This is a genomic window from Janthinobacterium sp. FW305-128 (genome assembly GCF_020858135.1).
Taxonomy (GTDB): domain Bacteria; phylum Pseudomonadota; class Gammaproteobacteria; order Burkholderiales; family Burkholderiaceae_D; genus Janthinobacterium.
In genome coordinates, this window is record NZ_JACYMK010000012.1 from 158,255 (window position 1) to 175,237 (window position 16,983).

At 62.8% G+C, this 16,983-nt stretch carries 12 protein-coding genes and 1 riboswitch; of the genes, 5 read left to right on the plus strand and 7 right to left on the minus strand.

Annotated features, from left to right (window positions below; all coding sequences use genetic code 11):
* Positions 1-8 precede the first annotated feature (8 nt).
* The 5 genes from thiC to IGS60_RS23495 form a co-directional block, all read right to left on the minus strand.
* The gene (thiC, locus tag IGS60_RS23475) at positions 9-1,922 is read right to left on the minus strand and encodes a phosphomethylpyrimidine synthase ThiC (RefSeq protein ID WP_070312415.1); all 1,914 of its coding nucleotides are present in this window, start codon (positions 1,920-1,922) and stop codon (positions 9-11) included.
* Positions 1,923-2,001: 79 nt separating this feature from the next.
* Positions 2,002-2,117, minus strand: a riboswitch (TPP riboswitch).
* A 108-nt stretch (positions 2,118-2,225) separates the two neighbouring features.
* Positions 2,226-2,483 carry a hypothetical protein gene (locus IGS60_RS23480; RefSeq protein WP_070290027.1) on the minus strand — a complete coding sequence of 86 codons (258 nt, stop codon included), beginning with the start codon at positions 2,481-2,483 and terminating at the stop codon, positions 2,226-2,228.
* A 38-nt stretch (positions 2,484-2,521) separates the two neighbouring features.
* Positions 2,522-3,328 carry a response regulator gene (locus IGS60_RS23485; protein ID WP_070222683.1) on the minus strand — a complete coding sequence of 269 codons (807 nt, stop codon included), beginning with the start codon at positions 3,326-3,328 and terminating at the stop codon, positions 2,522-2,524.
* 28 nt (positions 3,329-3,356) lie between these two features.
* Complete coding sequence (locus tag IGS60_RS23490) at positions 3,357-5,096, minus strand: ATP-binding protein (RefSeq protein WP_070222854.1); 1,740 nt, start codon at positions 5,094-5,096, stop codon at positions 3,357-3,359.
* 215 nt (positions 5,097-5,311) lie between these two features.
* Positions 5,312-6,052 carry a Crp/Fnr family transcriptional regulator gene (locus IGS60_RS23495; protein WP_070222685.1) on the minus strand — a complete coding sequence of 247 codons (741 nt, stop codon included), beginning with the start codon at positions 6,050-6,052 and terminating at the stop codon, positions 5,312-5,314.
* A 238-nt stretch (positions 6,053-6,290) separates the two neighbouring features.
* Here IGS60_RS23495 and IGS60_RS23500 point away from each other — a divergent pair, with 238 nt between their 5' ends.
* Positions 6,291-8,387, plus strand: a complete 2,097-nt coding sequence (locus IGS60_RS23500) for an EAL domain-containing protein (RefSeq protein ID WP_230506364.1) — start codon at positions 6,291-6,293, stop codon at positions 8,385-8,387.
* A gap of 7 nt (positions 8,388-8,394) precedes the next feature.
* Here IGS60_RS23500 and IGS60_RS23505 read toward each other — a convergent pair whose 3' ends face one another.
* Positions 8,395-9,435 (minus strand): porin, encoded by a 1,041-nt coding sequence (locus tag IGS60_RS23505; protein WP_230506365.1) that lies wholly within the window; start codon positions 9,433-9,435, stop codon positions 8,395-8,397.
* Positions 9,436-10,110: 675 nt separating this feature from the next.
* On the opposite strand from IGS60_RS23505, the gene IGS60_RS23510 reads away from it, so the two are divergent.
* The 4 genes from IGS60_RS23510 to IGS60_RS23530 all read left to right on the plus strand — a co-directional run bounded on the left by IGS60_RS23510 (position 10,111) and on the right by IGS60_RS23530 (position 16,446).
* Positions 10,111-12,918 carry a valine--tRNA ligase gene (locus tag IGS60_RS23510; RefSeq protein WP_230506366.1) on the plus strand — a complete coding sequence of 936 codons (2,808 nt, stop codon included), beginning with the start codon at positions 10,111-10,113 and terminating at the stop codon, positions 12,916-12,918.
* 114 nt (positions 12,919-13,032) lie between these two features.
* The gene (locus tag IGS60_RS23515; RefSeq protein WP_070222691.1) at positions 13,033-13,500 is read left to right on the plus strand and encodes a DUF2147 domain-containing protein; all 468 of its coding nucleotides are present in this window, start codon (positions 13,033-13,035) and stop codon (positions 13,498-13,500) included.
* Between the two features lie 275 nt (positions 13,501-13,775).
* Complete coding sequence (locus IGS60_RS28415) at positions 13,776-15,293, plus strand: ice-binding family protein (protein ID WP_268994182.1); 1,518 nt, start codon at positions 13,776-13,778, stop codon at positions 15,291-15,293.
* A gap of 13 nt (positions 15,294-15,306) precedes the next feature.
* Positions 15,307-16,446, plus strand: a complete 1,140-nt coding sequence (locus IGS60_RS23530; RefSeq protein ID WP_230506367.1) for an OmpA family protein — start codon at positions 15,307-15,309, stop codon at positions 16,444-16,446.
* A gap of 66 nt (positions 16,447-16,512) precedes the next feature.
* Here IGS60_RS23530 and IGS60_RS23535 read toward each other — a convergent pair whose 3' ends face one another.
* Complete coding sequence (locus IGS60_RS23535) at positions 16,513-16,980, minus strand: YaiI/YqxD family protein (protein ID WP_071079569.1); 468 nt, start codon at positions 16,978-16,980, stop codon at positions 16,513-16,515.
* Between the last annotated feature and the right edge of the window lie 3 nt (positions 16,981-16,983).

The window sequence follows — 16,983 nt, forward strand, 5'->3', positions numbered from 1 at the left end:
GCTCTCCTTCAGACCTTGCGGTACAGCTCGGCGCCGTTCTTGATGAACTCGATGGCCTTGATTTCCATGCCCTGCTGGAGCGCCTTGTCTTCCGCGATGCCCATGCCGGCCGCGTATTCGCGCACTTCCTGCGTGATCTTCATCGAACAGAAGTGGGGGCCGCACATGGAGCAGAAATGCGCCACCTTGGCCGAATCCTTGGGCAAGGTTTCATCGTGGAATTCCCGCGCCTTGTCCGGGTCCAGGCCGATGTTGAACTGGTCGTCCCAGCGGAATTCGAAGCGGGCTTTCGACAGCGCATTGTCGCGGATCTGTGCGCCCGGATGGCCTTTCGCCAGGTCGGCCGCATGCGCCGCAATCTTGTACGTGATGATGCCGTCCTTGACGTCCGCCTTGTTGGGCAAGCCCAAGTGTTCCTTCGGCGTCACGTAGCACAGCATGGCCGTGCCGTACCAGCCGATCATGGCCGCGCCGATGCCCGAAGTGATGTGGTCGTAGCCGGGCGCAATGTCCGTCGTCAGCGGTCCCAGCGTGTAGAACGGCGCTTCGCCGCACTGCTCCAGCTGCAAGTCCATGTTTTCTTTAATGAGTTGCATGGGCACATGACCCGGGCCCTCGATCATCACTTGCACGTCGTGCTTCCAGGCAACCTGCGTCAGCTCGCCCAGGGTTTTCAGTTCGCCCAGCTGCGCTTCGTCGTTGGCGTCGTAGATGGAACCGGGACGCAAGCCGTCGCCCAGCGAGAACGACACGTCGTAGGCCTTCATGATTTCGCAGATTTCTTCGAAATGCGTGTACAGGAACGATTCCTGGTGGTGCGCCAGGCACCATTTCGCCATGATGGAGCCGCCGCGCGAGACGATGCCCGTCAGCCGCTTGGCCGTCATCGGCACATAGCGCAGCAGCACGCCCGCGTGGATGGTGAAGTAGTCGACGCCCTGCTCGGCCTGCTCGATCAAGGTGTCGCGGAAGATTTCCCAAGTTAAATCTTCGGCCTTGCCATTGACCTTTTCCAAGGCCTGGTAAATCGGCACGGTGCCGATGGGCACGGGGCTGTTGCGCACGATCCATTCGCGCGTTTCATGGATGTGCTTGCCGGTGGACAAGTCCATCACGTTATCGCCGCCCCAGCGGATGGCCCAGGTCATCTTTTCCACTTCCTCGCCGATCGACGAGGTGACGGCCGAGTTGCCGATATTCGCGTTGATTTTCACGAGGAAATTGCGGCCGATGATCATCGGTTCGACTTCCGGGTGGTTGATGTTGGCGGGAATGATGGCGCGGCCGCGGGCGATTTCCTCGCGCACGAATTCCGGCGTGATTTCGGCGGGAATGCTGGCACCGAAGGACTGGCCCGGGTGCTGGCGGCCCATCAGGTCCGCCAGGCGCTCGCCCATGGGGCCGGAAGCTTTCAGTTCACGCAGATATTCCTGGCGGCGCATGTTTTCGCGGATGGCGACGAATTCCATTTCCGGCGTGATGATGCCCTGGCGCGCGTAATGCATTTGCGTCACGTTCTTGCCGGCAATGGCGCGGCGCGGCTTGCGGTGCAGATTGAAACGCAACTCGGCCAGCTTCGGGTCCGCCAGGCGGGCGATGCCGTAGTTGGAGGTGGGGCCAGGCAATTCTTCCGTGTCGGCCCGCTCCATGATCCACGGCAGGCGCGGCGTATCGAGGCCCGAGCGGATGTCGATCTGCACGTCCGGGTCCGTGTAAGGGCCGGAGGTATCGTAGACGTAGATCGGCGGATTCTTTTCGCCGCCGAACGATGCTTCCGTGTCGGACTGGCTGATCTCGCGCATGGGTACGCGGATGTCGGGGCGGCTGCCCTGCACGTAGATCTTGCGCGAATTGGGCAGCGGCGCGATGGCGGCTTCGTCGACCGTGGCGGTGGCGGAGAGGAATTTCGGGTTGGCGTTCATTTTGGCTCCTTGGCTAGACTATTTTTAAGCCTGGAGCCAGCTAAGGAGGTTCGGAATTACGCACGCGGAAAGGCGGGGTGCGTTCATCCTAAAGCTTCCCTTCGCTGGCATTATCCAGATCAGGTTCGGAGGGTATTTCTCACCCGCGCTTGCACTGTGTTTCCACAGCGAAAGGCAGGACCCCTAGCGTTTGCCGCCTTGCGGCAGCGAGCCAATTATACGCGGTTCGCGCCGCGTGGCCAGATGATTTCTTGCAGGTGTCGTCTTTGCGCATCTGCTGCAATGCAGCAGATGGCGTCACGATTATTTCTTCTTGCCCCAGCGCCAGGCGGTCGGTTCGCCCTTCAGCTGGCAGATGAAAATGAGCACGGCGACGATGGCCACTTCATACACGATGTAGCCGACGAGCATGGTTTGCGGCGGGAACAGGAAGGCGCCGCAGGCGAACAGCGCCAGCGCGGCCAGGAACACCAGCCAGCCCTGCCAGGTGATGGGCAAGCCCCAGCCCCAGCCATAGGTCTTGGCGGGGAACCAGTATTGCGGTGGTGATTTGTCAGTCATGATTTTTCCTGGTCAATATCAATAACACCAAGTATAAATCACGCTCCCCGCAAGCGCTCCGTGACATCGAGGCCGATGCCGCGGTAGCCGATGAAGCGGCTGCCATTGTCGAACATCGGTTCGCCGCTGACCTGCAGGTACTGCGTGCTGCCGTCGAGGTTGGCGCGGCTGTAGATGAAGTCGAGAAACGGTTCGCGCGCGGCAATTTTTGCGTCGAGCAAGGCGCGCTCGGCGGCATTCCAGCGCTGCGGCTCTTCCTCGCTGCCGATGCCCAGCATCTCGGCCACGGGGCCGGAAAAGCGCGTCAAATTGCCCTGCGCATCCTGTTCCCAGTACCAGTCGGACGACAGTTCCGTGAAACGCTGAAAGCGCGCTTCGCTTTCGCGCAGCTCCGCCGTGCGGTCTTCCACCATCTGTTCCAGCGACTTGTTGTATTCGGCCAGCTTCTGGTACAGCAAGCGCACTTCCAGCATGTTGTGGATGCGCGTCTTGACTTCCACCAGGTCGAAGGGCTTGCTGACGAAATCCTTGGCGCCCGCTTGCAGGGCGCGCAGCTTGTGGCCGGGCTGGGCCGTGATCACCAGCACGGGCAGGTAGCTGCCCGCCTCGAGGTCGCGCAAGCCTTCCATGACTTCGAAGCCATCCATTTCCGGCATCTGCAAGTCGAGCAGGATCAGGTCGTAGCGGTGCTGCTGATGCAGCGCGCGCACGGCTTGCGGGTCCATGGTGGACGTGATGCGCGTGTAGCCGGCATTGCGCAGCACCTGTTCGAGCAGCATGACGTTGGCCTCCTGGTCATCGACGATGAGGATGCTGGCGTTCAGGATCTCGGTGGCTTGAAGCATGGCGGTATTCCTAAAATTGATTGCTGAATTAGCGTATTGCGTGAGTGTCGTCGGCCAGGCCGTGCGCGGCTGCATGGTGCAGGGCTACATCGAGCGCATCCATGAATTCGACCACCTTGATCGGCTTGGTGAGATAGCGGAAGAAGCCCGCTTGCAAGCCTTTCTCGATGTCGCGCGGCACGGCATTGGCCGACAAGGCCATGACGGGGATGTGGCTGGTGAGGGGATCATCATGCAGGATATGCAGCGCGCCATAGCCGCTGATGCCGGGCAGGTTGATATCCATCAAGATCACGTCGGGCTGGTAGGTGCGCGCCAGGTCGATGCCCAGATGCGCATCGATGGCCGTCAGCAGTTTCAAGTCGCTGCGGCGGGCGATCAATTGCTCGACCAGCGCCAGGTTGGCGGGATTGTCTTCCACGTACAGCAAAGTGCGCTGGCTTTCCTGCGGTTCCTGCACCTGCGGCAGCGCATCGCCGTCGCCCAGCACCAGTTCCGGTGCGCTGCTGGCGGCCAGCTCGAACCAGAACGTGGTGCCCACGCCGACGGTGCTGTCGACGCCGATGGTGCCGCCCATCAATTCGACCAGTTGCTTGGTGACAACCAGGCCGATGCCCGTGCCCTCTTCCGTGCTGTTTTCCTGTCCCAGGCGATTAAACGGCTGGAACAGCTGCGCCACCTGGGCCGCGTCGAGGCCGGCGCCGCTGTCGCGCACGCTCACGCGCACGCGCTCGCCATGCCGGCTGCATTCGACGGTGACGGCGCCGCCGCCCTGGTTGTACTTGATGGCGTTCGACAGCAGGTTGATCATCACCTGTTTCACGCGCGTGCGGTCCGCATGCACATAGAACGCCTTGCCGCAGCGGGGGAAATGCATGCGGATGCCGCGCTTTTCCGCCTGCGGCGCGATCATGGCCTGGCAATCCTGCAGCACGTCGAGCAGCGACATCGCTTCCTGGGACAGGGTGACCTTGCCCGATTCGATCATGGCCAGGTCGAGAATTTCATTAATCAAGCGCAACAGGTACCAGCCGCCCTTGAGGATTTGCTCGATCGAACGCTGCTGCGGCGGGCTGGGCGGCGGCACGTCGGACGCCATGAGCTGGGCAAAGCCCAGCACGGCATTCAAGGGCGTGCGCAATTCATGGCTCATGCTCGACAGGAATTCGGACTTGGCGCGGTTGGCCTTTTCCGCCACCAGTCGCGCCTTTTTCAACTCGGCATTATTGGTCTCGACCAGCGAGCGCGTGTACGCCTGCTGTTCGCGCAGGCGCTGGTCCAGCAGCGCCTGTTCCGCCTCGACCTGCTTGCGCACCGTGTTGTCGGTGCCGATCAGCAGATAGCCGATGACCTTGCTCTGCGCGTCGCGCAAGGCCGTCACGGAGACGATGGCGGGGAAGCGGCTGCCATCCTTGCGGATGTGGGTCAGCTCATAGATGTCTTCGATGCCGCGCGTGGCCTTGAACACGAGCGCTTCCACGCCCGGCGTGATGACGGTGTCGAGCTCGGCGCTGAGGGCGGCGGCGCGGGTGACGATTTCTTGCGCGTCGGAAATACCGGCCGGCGTCAGTTTGTCGACCACGTCGCTGGCTGCGTAGCCGAGCATGCGTTCGGCGCCCACGTTGAAGATCTGGATCACGCCCTGCGCATCGGTGGCGATGCACGAGAAATTGGCGCTGTTGAAAATCGCATCCTGCAAGGCGCCCGCCTTGAGCAGCTGGCGCGGCAGGCTGGCCGACACCGTGCGCCGGTACAGCGCCACCAGCATCAGCAACAGCAGGCATACCAGGGCCTCGATCAGGATCGCCGCATCAAAAGGCGGCGCGCGCCAGGCCAGCACGCCGATGACCACCAATACGATGGCGCTGAACGAGAATGCCAATGTCATGGGCCAGCGCGAAGGGGCGCGGTTAGGGTGATTTTCAACTGAGTACATGGGTAGCCTGGGCTAGGACAATAATAAAAGAGAGGGAAATGCGGCGTTTAGCGGCCTTGGCGCTGGCGCACGTCCGACAGCAGGCGCGTAAATTCCTTCTTCACGACGCCATAGCATTCGCACACATGGCCTTCGAGGCCGGCGCGGTCCAGCACGGAGATATGGCCACGCCGGTAGCTGATGAAGCCGCGCGTCTGCAATCGCCCCGCCGCTTCCGTGACGCCTTCGCGGCGCACGCCCAGCATGTTGGCGATCAGTTCCTGCGTCATGGTCAGCTCGCGGTTCGGCAGGCGGTCCATGGTCAGCAGCAGCCAGCGGCACAGCTGCTGCTCCACCGTATGGTGGCGGTTGCACACGGCCGTTTGCGACATTTGCGTGATCAGCGCTTGCGTATAACGCAGCAGCAAACGCATGACGGGGCCGGCGCGGTCGAACTCTTCCATCAGCAGGTGGGCCTTGAGCCGGTAGCCGACGCCGCCTGTCTGCACGACGGCGCGGCTCGGTGTCGAGTTGCCGCCCATGAACAGCGACACGCCCACGATGCCCTCGTTGCCGACGCCGGCGATCTCGGACGAGCCGCCGTTTTCCAGCAGGTAATGGATGGAAACGATGGCCGTGGTGGGGAAGTATACATACTGCAGCTTGTCGCCCGAGTCGTAGATCACATCGCCCAGCAGCATGGAGACTTGCTCCAGATGGGGAGCCAGGCGCGCGAAATCGGCGTCGAGCATGGCGGCGAGTAAATGGTTTTGATTCGGGTTGTGCAGCTGGGCATGCGGACTCGACATGGGCAGTTTTCCTGGTTTCCAGTCGTCAGCTAGGGAGAGAAGTGAAAGACGTCCGAACGAGGGGCGCCATATGCAGCAGCGTAACACAGCGCCTGCACAGTGGCCCGACTATATTTCTTGCAAGCATGCTTGTCCGTTCGCCAGCGAACGGACCCCGCGGCGCCTGCCGCCCTACAGTCAGTCACTGCCAGAGCTGCCGGATCATGGATCGGCGCCGGCGCTGCTACCGGACGCCATCATGCAATCATTCTTCAAACGTATCTCCATTTCCGTCTCCATCTCGGCCCTGATCACCCTGACGGTCGGGCTGTGCCTGACGGCCCTGTGCTACGCCTCGGCACGCCAGATCGAGTCGGAAAGCAGCAAGCTGTTGCTGCAGTACTACGCCAGCGGGCATACGCTGGGCGCGGCCCTGCTGCCGGCCAAAGGCATGGCGCCCGATGCCAACCATCGCGGTTCGCTGTATGTGCTGCTGGGCGGACTGCTGTCGAGCCTGCTGGCAACGGCCTATGTATACCAGCTGGTGTCGCGCAATTCCGTGATTGCCCGCATCACGGGCGAACGCACGGCGGCGCTGCAGTTTGCCAATTTGCGCCTGTCCGAGGATATCGCTGCGCGCATGCGCAATGAAAAGTCGCTGCGCTTGCGCGAACGCATCATCGAAGTCTCGGCCAACGCCATCATCCTGTGCAGCGCCGACGCGCCCGGCTACCTGATCGAATACGTCAATCCCGCCTTCGAGCGCATCACCGGCTATGCGGCCGGCGAAGTCATCGGCCAGCGCCTGGAAGACTTGCAGGGGCCGGAGCATGCGCGCCAGGACATGCATGCCATCAGCGCGGCCTTGAGCGAACAGCGCGAAGGCAAGGCCATCGTGCGCAATTTCCGCAAGGACGGCAGCACTTATTGGAGCGAGCTGTTCGTCGCACCCGTGCGCGACGATGGCGATGGCCCCGTCAGCCACTTTGTCGTGGCGCAATACGACATCAGCACCGTCATGCGCTTCGAGCAGGAACTGGAATTCCAGTCGCGCCACGATATCCTCACGGGCCTGGCCAACCGCTTATTGCTGCGCGAACGGCTGGAACAGGCGATGGCCGTGGCGCGCCGCAGCACCCTGCCCCTGTGGGTGGTCTTCATCGACCTCGACCGTTTCAAGTTCGTCAACGACACCCTGGGCCACGATGCGGGCGACATCCTGCTGAAACTGATCGCCGACCGCCTGCGCGCCGCCACGCGCGAAGTCGACACGGTGGCGCGCCTCGGCGGCGACGAATTCGTCTTGCTGCTGCCGCAACACGCCAACAGCGACCCGGGCCAGCTCATCCTGCAGCGCGTGCTGGACGCCGTGGCCCAGCCGCTGCTGGTGGGTGGCCATGAATTCTTTCTCACGTGCAGCATGGGCGTGGCCACCTATCCGCTGGACGGCGACAGCGCGGAAACCCTGATCAAGCATGCCGACATCGCCATGTACCGCGCCAAGGAACAGGGGCGCAACCACTGGCAAAGCTACGCGCCGGCCATGAATGCCAGCATGCTGGCCCGGCTGAACCTGGAAAGCGAGTTGCGCCATGCGCTCGAGCGTGGCCAGTTCCACCTCGTGTACCAGCCGCAGGTGGAGCTCGACAGCGGCAAGGTGGTGGGCATGGAAGCGCTGCTGCGCTGGCGCCACCCCACCCTGGGCGCCATCGCGCCCGGCGAATTCATCCACCTGGCCGAGGAAATGGGCTTGATCGTGCCCATCGGCGCCTGGGTACTGCAGACGGCGTGCGCGCAAGCGCGGGCGTGGCAACGCGAGGGACTGGGCGGTTTGCGCCTGGCCGTCAATTTGTCTGCGCGGCAATTCCGGCAAAGCGGCTTGCTGCAATCGGTGCGGGAAATACTCGCCGTGACGGGCCTGGAAGCGCGTTTCCTCGAGCTGGAATTGACGGAAAGCATGATGATGCAGGATGTGGAACAGGCGATCGCCACCATGGGCAAGCTCAAGGCGCTGGGCTTGCAGCTGTCGATCGACGACTTCGGCACCGGTTATTCGAGCCTGGCGTACCTGCGCCGCTTCCCCATCGACGTATTAAAAATCGACAAGTCCTTCGTCAGCGACCTTACGCACAGCGATGACGACGCGGCCATCGTGCAAGCCATCATCGCGCTGGCGCACAGCCTGCGCCTGGACGTCATCGCCGAAGGCGTGGAAACGGCGCAGCAGCTGGCCTTCCTGCGCCAGCATGGCTGCGACCAGATGCAGGGCTATCTGTTCAGCCGCCCCCTGGCCGCGCCCGCCTTTGAAGCATTATTACGCCAAGGCAGCATGTTGCCTGCCCTGGCGATGGTTTGAGCAGGCGTTAAAACGCGTGGCGCAAGCCGACGTTGAACGCGCGGTTGCCCGTGCCCACTTCCGTGGCATTGCCCACCATGTAGGCGGCGTCGTTGCGGTTGCGGATATGCGCGTAGGCAACATATACCTTGCTGCGCTTGGACAAGGCGTACGTGGCGCCGATGGCCAGCTGCTGCGCATCGCGGTTGGCGCTGTCGCGGTCATCCTTGCGCACATACGAGGCCAGCAAAGTCGTCGCGCCCAGCGGCACGGAGACGCCAACGATGGCGTCGCGGCTGTCGTTCGACGCGGTGGGCGCCTGCGCCGCGCCATATGGGTTTTCCGCGAAGAACATGGTGCTGCCCTCGCCCGTGTTGCGGCCATAGCCGGCAAACGCCGTGGCCACGCCGAAGTTGTAGTTACCGGCCAGAATCGTGTTGTTCGCGTCGGCCTTACCCGGCTCGCCCGCACGGCTCTGGCGCGCCAGGCGCAAGGTCAACGGACCGTTGACATAGCCGAGGGCCAGACCCAGCGAGCGCTGGTCCGCCGCCACACCCGTGTGTTCGCCGGCGCCATACATGACGGTGCCCGTCACGCCGCGCCATTCCGGCGAGGTGTAGCGCACGGTATTGTCGATGCGCGTGGCCGAATAGCCGGCCAGGTTGGTCGCCGCGCCGGCATAACCGCCTTCGAACGGGTCGGCCACGTCGGTCAAGGCCTGGCTTTGCAGGTTGTACTGGCGGCCCACGGTCAGCATGCCCAGCGGGCTGTTGAGGCCGACAAACGCCTGGCGGCCGAACAATTGCCCCGCCTGGTCCGAGCGGCCCGTATCGCCCTGCACGCCCGCTTCCAGGGTGAACACGGCTTGCCAGCCATTGCCCAGCGACTCCGTGCCGCGCAGGCCCAGGCGCGAGCCGGCCGATATGCCACTGGTGAGCTTGCTGATGCCGCCTTCCTGTACCAGGCCCGCGTCCATCAGACCATAGACATCAACGGACGACTGGGCTTGGGCGGCAGGCAAGGCGCCCAGAGTGGTGGCAAGACCGGCAACGATGGCGATTTTTTTCATGATGATTTCCTTGTAAAAGCGAAACCAGGAAAGCGGCGGCCACGGCAAGGCCACAGGCGGCAAGGCGCCAAGCGGGGTGTGCCGTATCAAAAGACGACGCGCCGGACAACAGATCCTGGCTAAGCTGTGGCGGCAGCGGCGTGCAATGACGTGCCGCTTTGATTCCGCCGTGAATGGTGCACCGCTGGCGGTGCGCGTGGCTCAGGCGCCCGGCCCGAAGGGGACGCGCTGAAAGTGGCTGGCATCGCAGATGCGCTGGCCGTGAGACGCGGACGGGTGCTGGATATGAAACGTCGATACCACCGCGTCTGCTGGCGCCGTCCGCAAGGATGGGGCAGGAGGCGCCGAGGCCGGCATTATAGCATCGGCGCCCCTGTCGCCCCCGTTTTATTGCGCCCTCTGTTGTTAAGTAACCCCCAATAAATTATTGTGATTTCTGACTTCCATAACCGGCGCTCTGCGGCGTTGCCCGCTGCTAGCAGTGCTCGCACTGCGTCACGGCTGGCGCCTTGCATAGCATCCGGTTCTGTTTGTCATAATTTCACAATAATTTCCTGAGGATTACTTAGTTCGCGGCCCGCCAGGCCGCCAAAACACTGAAAAAGGCCGCTTGCCACGCTGCAGGCGTTGCCGCGTCATCTATAATGGTTCCTTTTGCCAATCACACGCCAAATCATGGAATTAGCCAAGTCTTTCGAGCCCGCCGACATTGAACAATTCTGGCGCACCGAGTGGGAACAGCGCGGTTACTTTACCGCCACCCTCGATGCCGGAAAACCTTCCTTCAGCATCCAGTTGCCGCCGCCGAACGTCACCGGCACCTTGCACATGGGCCATGCGTTCAACCAGACCATCATGGATGGCCTGACCCGCTACCACCGCATGCTGGGCCACAACACGGCCTGGATTCCCGGCACCGACCACGCGGGCATCGCCACGCAAATCGTCGTGCAACGCCAGCTGGACGCGCAAAAGATTTCGCGCCATGACCTGGGCCGCGAGAAATTCGTGGAAAAAGTGTGGGAATGGAAAGAAAAATCCGGTTCCATCATCACCGGGCAGATGCGCCGCCTGGGCGCCTCGGCCGACTGGCAGCGCGAATACTTCACGATGGATGAACCGCGCTCGAAAGTCGTCACCGACGTCTTCGTGCGCCTGTTCGAGCAGGGCCTGATCTACCGCGGCAAGCGCCTCGTCAACTGGGACCCCGTGCTCGGCACGGCCGTGTCCGACCTGGAAGTGGTGTCGGAAGAAGAAGACGGCTCCATGTGGTACATCAAATACCCGCTGGCCGACGGCAGCGGTTTCCTGACGGTGGCCACCACGCGTCCTGAAACCATGCTGGGCGACGTGGCCGTGGCCGTCGATCCGACGGACGAGCGCTACACGGCGCTGGTGGGCAAGATGCTCAAACTGCCGCTGACGGACCGCGAAATCCCCATCATCGCCGACGAATACGTCGACAAGGAATTCGGCACCGGTTGCGTCAAGATCACCCCGGCGCACGATATGAACGATTACGCCGTCGGCCAACGCCACAAACTGGCGCAGATCGTCATCCTGACCCTGGACGCGAAGATCACCGACGACGCGCCGGCCGCCTACCGCGGCATGGACCGCTTCGCCGCGCGCAAGCAGATCGTCGCCGACCTCGACGCGCAAGGCTTGCTGGAACAGGTCAAGCCGCATAAATTGATGGTGCCGCGCGGCGACCGCACGGGCGTCGTCATCGAGCCGATGCTGACGGATCAGTGGTTCGTCGCCATGAGCAAACCGGCCCCGGAAGGCACTTTCTTCCCGGGCAAGTCGATCGCCGAGACGGCGCTGGACAAGGTCGCCAATGGCGAAATCAAGTTCGTGCCGGAAAATTGGAGCACCACCTACAACCAGTGGCTCAACAACATCCAGGACTGGTGCATCTCGCGCCAGCTGTGGTGGGGCCATCAAATTCCGGCCTGGTACGACGACAAGGGCAATATCTTCGTTGCCAAGACAGAAGCGGAAGCCATCGCCAAGGCGCAGGCCGCCGGCAGCACGGGCCCCTTGAAACGCGACGACGACGTGCTCGACACGTGGTTCTCGTCGGCCTTGGTGCCGTTCTCGACGATGGGTTGGCCTGAAGAAACGCCGGACATGAAGGCCTTCCTGCCGTCGTCCGTGCTGGTGACGGGTTTCGACATCATCTTCTTCTGGGTCGCGCGCATGGTCATGATGACGGCGCACTTCACGGGCAAGGTGCCGTTTGAAACCGTCTACGTGCACGGCCTGGTGCGCGATTCGACGGGGCAGAAGATGTCCAAGTCGAAGGGCAACACGCTCGACCCGATCGACCTGATCGACGGCATCGACCTGGAAGGCTTGATCGTCAAGCGCACCACGGGCCTGATGAACCCGCGCGACGCGGAAAAGATCACCAAGGCGACGCGCAAGGAATTCCCGGAAGGCATTTCGGCCTACGGCACGGACGCCGTGCGCTTCACCATGGCCAGCTACGCCTCGCTGGGCCGCAACATCAACTTCGACCTGGGCCGCTGCGAAGGCTACCGCAACTTCTGCAACAAGATGTGGAACGCCACCCGTTTCGTCATGATGAATACGGAAGGCAAGGATTGCACCCCGAACGAGGCCGACCTGTCGCAAGCGGACAAGTGGATCATCTCCCTGCTGCAAAAAGCGGAACTGGACGTGGCCAAGGGCTTTGAAGACTTCCGTTTCGACAATATCGCCGCCACCATCTACAAGTTCGTCTGGGACGAGTATTGCGACTGGTACCTGGAAGTAGCCAAGGTGCAAGTGCAGCAGGGCACGGAAGGCCAGCAGCGCGCCACCCGCCACACCCTGCTGCGCGTGCTGGAAGTGGTGCTGCGCCTGGCCCACCCGATCATCCCGTTTGTCACGGAAGCGCTGTGGCAGACGGTGGCGCCGCTGGCCGGCAAGACCCTGAAAGCTGAGGGTGATTCGATCATGATGCAGCCGTATCCGATCGCCAACACCGACAAGATCGATGAGTCGGCCGAAGCGTGGATGCAGCAGCTGAAAGCCTTGACGGACGCGACGCGCAACCTGCGCGGCGAAATGCAGATCTCGCCATCCGTGCGCGTGCCGCTGATCGTCGAAGCGGGCAATGCGGCGGAAAAGGCCGCGCTGGCGTCGTACGCACCGTACATCCAGTCGCTGGGCAAGCTGGCTGAAGTGCAGATCGTCGATGCGCTGCCGGACTCGCCGGCCGCCGTCGCCATCGTCGGCACCACCAAGCTGATGCTGAAAGTGGAAATCGACGTGGCGGCCGAACGCGAGCGCCTGGGCAAGGAAATCGCCCGCATCGAAGCGGAAATTGCCAAAGTAAACAGCAAATTAGGCAATGAAAGCTTCGTCGCGCGCGCCCCGGCCGCCATCGTTGCGCAAGAAAACGAGCGTTTGCTCAGTTTTTCGGCGACAATTGAAAAACTGCGCGAACAGTTTGCTAAACTAGCCAGCGCATAAGGCAGGTTTGGAAGGATTGCGCGGCGTCCCCGTGACGCCGCGCAGCACCACTGGTCTTGCCTTGGTATATAAACTGTTCGTGACCCGATCAAAAAAAACCATTGGAGACTAGCGATGCATAAAGTATTCACAGCAAGCATTCAAGCAAGCGTACTGGTGGCCGCCCTGGCCATCGCCGGCAGCGCCATCGCGCGCGATGACAACCACACCCCTGTCGGCACCTGGAAAACCATCGACGATGCCAGCGGCAAGCCGAAATCCCTCGTCGTCATCACGGAAAGCAACGGCGTCTTGCAAGGCAAGATCGACAAGCTGTTCCGCGCCCCGAATGAAGAGCAAAATCCGAAGTGCGACAAGTGCACGGGCGCCAACAAGGACCAGCCCATCGTCGGCCTGGTGATCCTGTCCGGCCTGAAATATGACGGCAAGGAATGGACGGGCGGCGAAATCATGGACCCGGCCAATGGCAAGACCTACAAGAGCAAGGCCGAACTGATTGAAGGCGGCACCAAGCTGCAAGTGCGCGGCTATGTCGGCGTGCCGATGTTTGGCCGCTCGCAGACGTGGGTACGCGAAGACTAAGCAGCACACGTATGCCCTGTCGAAGCCGGCCGCTGCGCCGGCTTTTTTGTGTCTGTATTCCGCACACGGCCGTTGTTTTCCAGGCCGAATCGCTCGCGTTTGCGCCATTTTCCTACCAAAGGCAGGCTATGCGCGCCACCGAACATACTTGAAGTTTCCTAAATGAAATAGTGCATGCCTGTGACGCCATCGCCTGTAGCGAAAAGCGGCATGGCTCTGCCGGATGACCTCATCCGCGGATGCCCGGCAATGATTGCCATGCACAAAGGAACTATATGAACCTCTTCAAGCGATATCTGAACCCGCTGCTCGTCTCGGCAGGTTTGCTGGCCATGGCCGCCCTTGCCGGTTGCGGCGGCGGCGACCAGGGACGCGATCCCATCCTCGGCTTGCCGGGCGCCACCTTGTCCAGCCTGGCCGTCACGCCAGCCACGGCCACGGTCACCATCGGTGCGGGCCAGCAATTCACGGCCATCGCCACGTATAGCGACGGCTCGTCGCAAGACGTCAGCGCCAAGGCGGCCTGGGCGTCGGCCACACCGGCCAGCGCGACAGTCAATGCCGCCACAGGCTTGAGCACCGGCATCGCTGCCGGCAACAGCAGCATCAGCGCCGCGTTTGGCGGCAAGAGCGCAACGGCCCAGTTGACCGTCACGCCAGCGACCTTGCTGGCTATCGCCGTCACGCCGCAAAGCCCCATCGTGCCCGTCGCCGCGACGCGCCAGCTGGCCGTCATTGCCACCTACTCGGACAACAGCACGGCTGACGTCACGGCCAGCAGCAGCTTCCTTGCCGTCACGCCCGCTTTCGCCACCGTCGCCAGCGGCGGCCTCGTCACCGGCGTTGCCTTTGGCACCAGCGTCATGAACGCCAGCTTCAACGGCAAGACGGCCAGCACCACCATCACCGTGCCGGCCGCCAGCATCGTCAGCATTACCGTCACGCCGGCCACCGCCAGCATCGCTGTCGGCGCCACGCAGCAATTCATTGCCACCGCCACTTATTCCGACAGCTCGAACGCCATTGTCACCAACAGCGCCGCCTGGACCTCGGGCACCGTTGCCAACGCCACGGTACTGAACACGGGCATCGCCACCGGTGTTGCCACCGGCACCAGCAGCATCACCGCCACGGCCGGCGGCCAGTCGGGCAGCGCGCTGCTGACCGTCACCGCTGTCGCCATCCCGCCCGTCCTGAACCCGATCTTCCTGGGCCGCGCGGCACCTTTCGGCGTGCTGGCAGGCACCTCGATCACGAACAATTCGGGCGGCACCACCTTGATCACGGGCGACGTAGGCTCACCTTCGCAAACGGTCGATCCGACCCAGGCGGCAGGCTTTACCAACTACAAGTCGGGTGCCATCCTGGACGGCGCCATGACGGACCTGCAAGCGGCGATCACGGATGGCAATAGCCGCACGTGCGACGTCAGCTTTGCCGGCGGCATCGACCTCGGCGGCCAAACCTTCGGTCCCGGCGTGTATTGCTATGCGGGCGCCATCAGCATCACGGGCACCCTGACCCTGAACGGTCCTGGCGTGTACATCTTCCGCACGGCCCTGACCTTGAACTCGACCGTCAACTCGGTGGTTGCCCTGAACAATGGCGCCACGGCCGACAACGTCAGCTGGCTGCCCGTCGGCCCCACCACCCTGGCCGCCAACAGCGTCTTCAAGGGCAATATCCTGGGCCAGTCGGCCGCCATCACGGTGGGCGACAATACGACCTTGCTCAATGGCCGCGTGCTGACGGCTGCCGCCGTTACCCTGCGCAACAATCAGATCACCAAATAATCGGGACATGACCATGACTATCGCACACACACTGGGCGCCCTGAGCGTAACGGCCGGCGCCTTGCTGGCGGCCCAATCGGCGCAGGCGCAGGACAATACCTTCATCAACCCGGACTGGGCCAACAGCGCCTGGTACATCGGCGCGGGCGCGGGCCAGTCGCGCGCCACCATCGACGAGCCGCGCCTGCGCGCCAGCCTGGCCGCCAACGGCGAAACCGTCACCGGTTTCAGCAAGGACCAGCGCGACACCGGCTATAAACTGTTTGTCGGCCGCCAACTGAACCAGTATGTCGCCGTGGAAGCCGGTTACTTTGACCTGGGCAAGTTCGATTTCAAGTCGACCACCAGCGGCAACGGCGTACTGAACGGACAAGCGGCCTTTCGCGGCGTGAACCTGGACTTGCTGGGCCAGCTGCCGCTGTCGCAGCGCCTGTCGTTGCTGGGCCGTGTCGGCATGCATTACACGAAGACCAACACGGAGTTCAGCGGCAACCGCCTGCTGGGTTCGACCAATACCCATGCCAGCGAGCGCAAGCTCAACGCCAAGCTGGGCCTGGGCCTCGAATACAAGTTCAGCGAAGCGCTGGCCCTGCGCGGCGAAGTCGAGCGTTATCGCCTGAACGACGCCGTCGGCAACCGCGGCGATGCGGACCTGTATTCCGTCAGCCTCGTGTATAAACTGGGCCGTCCGGCCACCGCCACGCCCGCCTACCAGCCGGCGCCCGAAGTCGCCCCCGTCGTCGCCATGCCGGCACCGGTGATCGAAGCCAAGCCGGCGCCAGCCCCCGTGTCGGAAAAAGTGTCGTTTGCTTCCGAAGCGCTGTTTGATTTCGATCAATCGACGCTCAAGCCGCAAGGCAAGGCGGCACTGGACCAGCTGCTCGGTCAACTGACGGGCATGGACCTGGAAGTCATCGTCACGGTCGGCCATACGGATGCCGTCGGCTCCGATGCCTACAACCAGAAGCTGTCTTTGCGCCGCGCCGAAGCCGTCAAGGCTTATCTGGTGGCGCAGGGTGTCGAGACGAGCCGCGTCTACACGGAAGGCAAGGGAGAAACCCAGCCCGTGGCCGACAACACGAGTGCCGCCGGCCGCGCCAAGAACCGCCGCGTGACGGTGGAAGTCGTGGGCACGCGCAAAGTCATGCGTTAAGTTTTACGCGCACAAAAAACCGGCTTGCGCCGGTTTTTTTTCGTCCACAGTTTTTTCGTCCACAGCTTATTGCGCTGGTGCCGGCTTGCGGTGATGCTTGCTCAGATGCCGGTCCAGGCTGTTGGCAAACTGTTGCCGGTCCGACTGGCTGAAGGCGGCCGGGCCGCCCGTGTCGACGCCGCCGCTGCGCAATTCTTCCATGAAGGCGCGCATCGTCAATTGCTGGGCGATATTGTCTTTCGTATAAAACTCGCCGCGCGGGTTCAGCGCGAAACCGCCCTTGGCCAGGACGTCGGCCGCCAGCGGGATGTCGCCCGTGATGACGAGGTCGCCGGGATTGAGCAGCCGCACGATTTCCTGGTCGGCCACGTCGGCGCCGGACGGCACTTGCACGGTGCGGATGAAACGCGAGGGCGGCACCCGCAAACCCTGGTTGGCGACCAGGGTGAGCGGCAACTCCAGGCGGTCGGCGACTCTGTACAAAATTTCCTTGATGACGACGGGACAGGCATCGGCGTCGATCCAGATCTGCATGCC

Bases quoted from the DNA above. Each gene is read 5' to 3' on its own strand.
- thiC (WP_070312415.1), bottom strand. From the start codon at position 1,922: ATGAACGCCAACCCGAAATTCCTCTCCGCCACCGCCACGGTCGACGAA.
- IGS60_RS23480 (WP_070290027.1), bottom strand. From the start codon at position 2,483: ATGACTGACAAATCACCACCGCAATACTGGTTCCCCGCCAAGACCTAT.
- IGS60_RS23485 (WP_070222683.1), bottom strand. From the start codon at position 3,328: ATGCTTCAAGCCACCGAGATCCTGAACGCCAGCATCCTCATCGTCGAT.
- IGS60_RS23490 (WP_070222854.1), bottom strand. From the start codon at position 5,096: ATGCTGGTGGCGCTGTACCGGCGCACGGTGTCGGCCAGCCTGCCGCGC.
- IGS60_RS23495 (WP_070222685.1), bottom strand. From the start codon at position 6,052: ATGTCGAGTCCGCATGCCCAGCTGCACAACCCGAATCAAAACCATTTA.
- IGS60_RS23500 (WP_230506364.1), top strand. From the start codon at position 6,291: ATGCAATCATTCTTCAAACGTATCTCCATTTCCGTCTCCATCTCGGCC.
- IGS60_RS23505 (WP_230506365.1), bottom strand. From the start codon at position 9,435: ATGAAAAAAATCGCCATCGTTGCCGGTCTTGCCACCACTCTGGGCGCC.
- IGS60_RS23510 (WP_230506366.1), top strand. From the start codon at position 10,111: ATGGAATTAGCCAAGTCTTTCGAGCCCGCCGACATTGAACAATTCTGG.
- IGS60_RS23515 (WP_070222691.1), top strand. From the start codon at position 13,033: ATGCATAAAGTATTCACAGCAAGCATTCAAGCAAGCGTACTGGTGGCC.
- IGS60_RS28415 (WP_268994182.1), top strand. From the start codon at position 13,776: ATGAACCTCTTCAAGCGATATCTGAACCCGCTGCTCGTCTCGGCAGGT.
- IGS60_RS23530 (WP_230506367.1), top strand. From the start codon at position 15,307: ATGACTATCGCACACACACTGGGCGCCCTGAGCGTAACGGCCGGCGCC.
- IGS60_RS23535 (WP_071079569.1), bottom strand. From the start codon at position 16,980: ATGCAGATCTGGATCGACGCCGATGCCTGTCCCGTCGTCATCAAGGAA.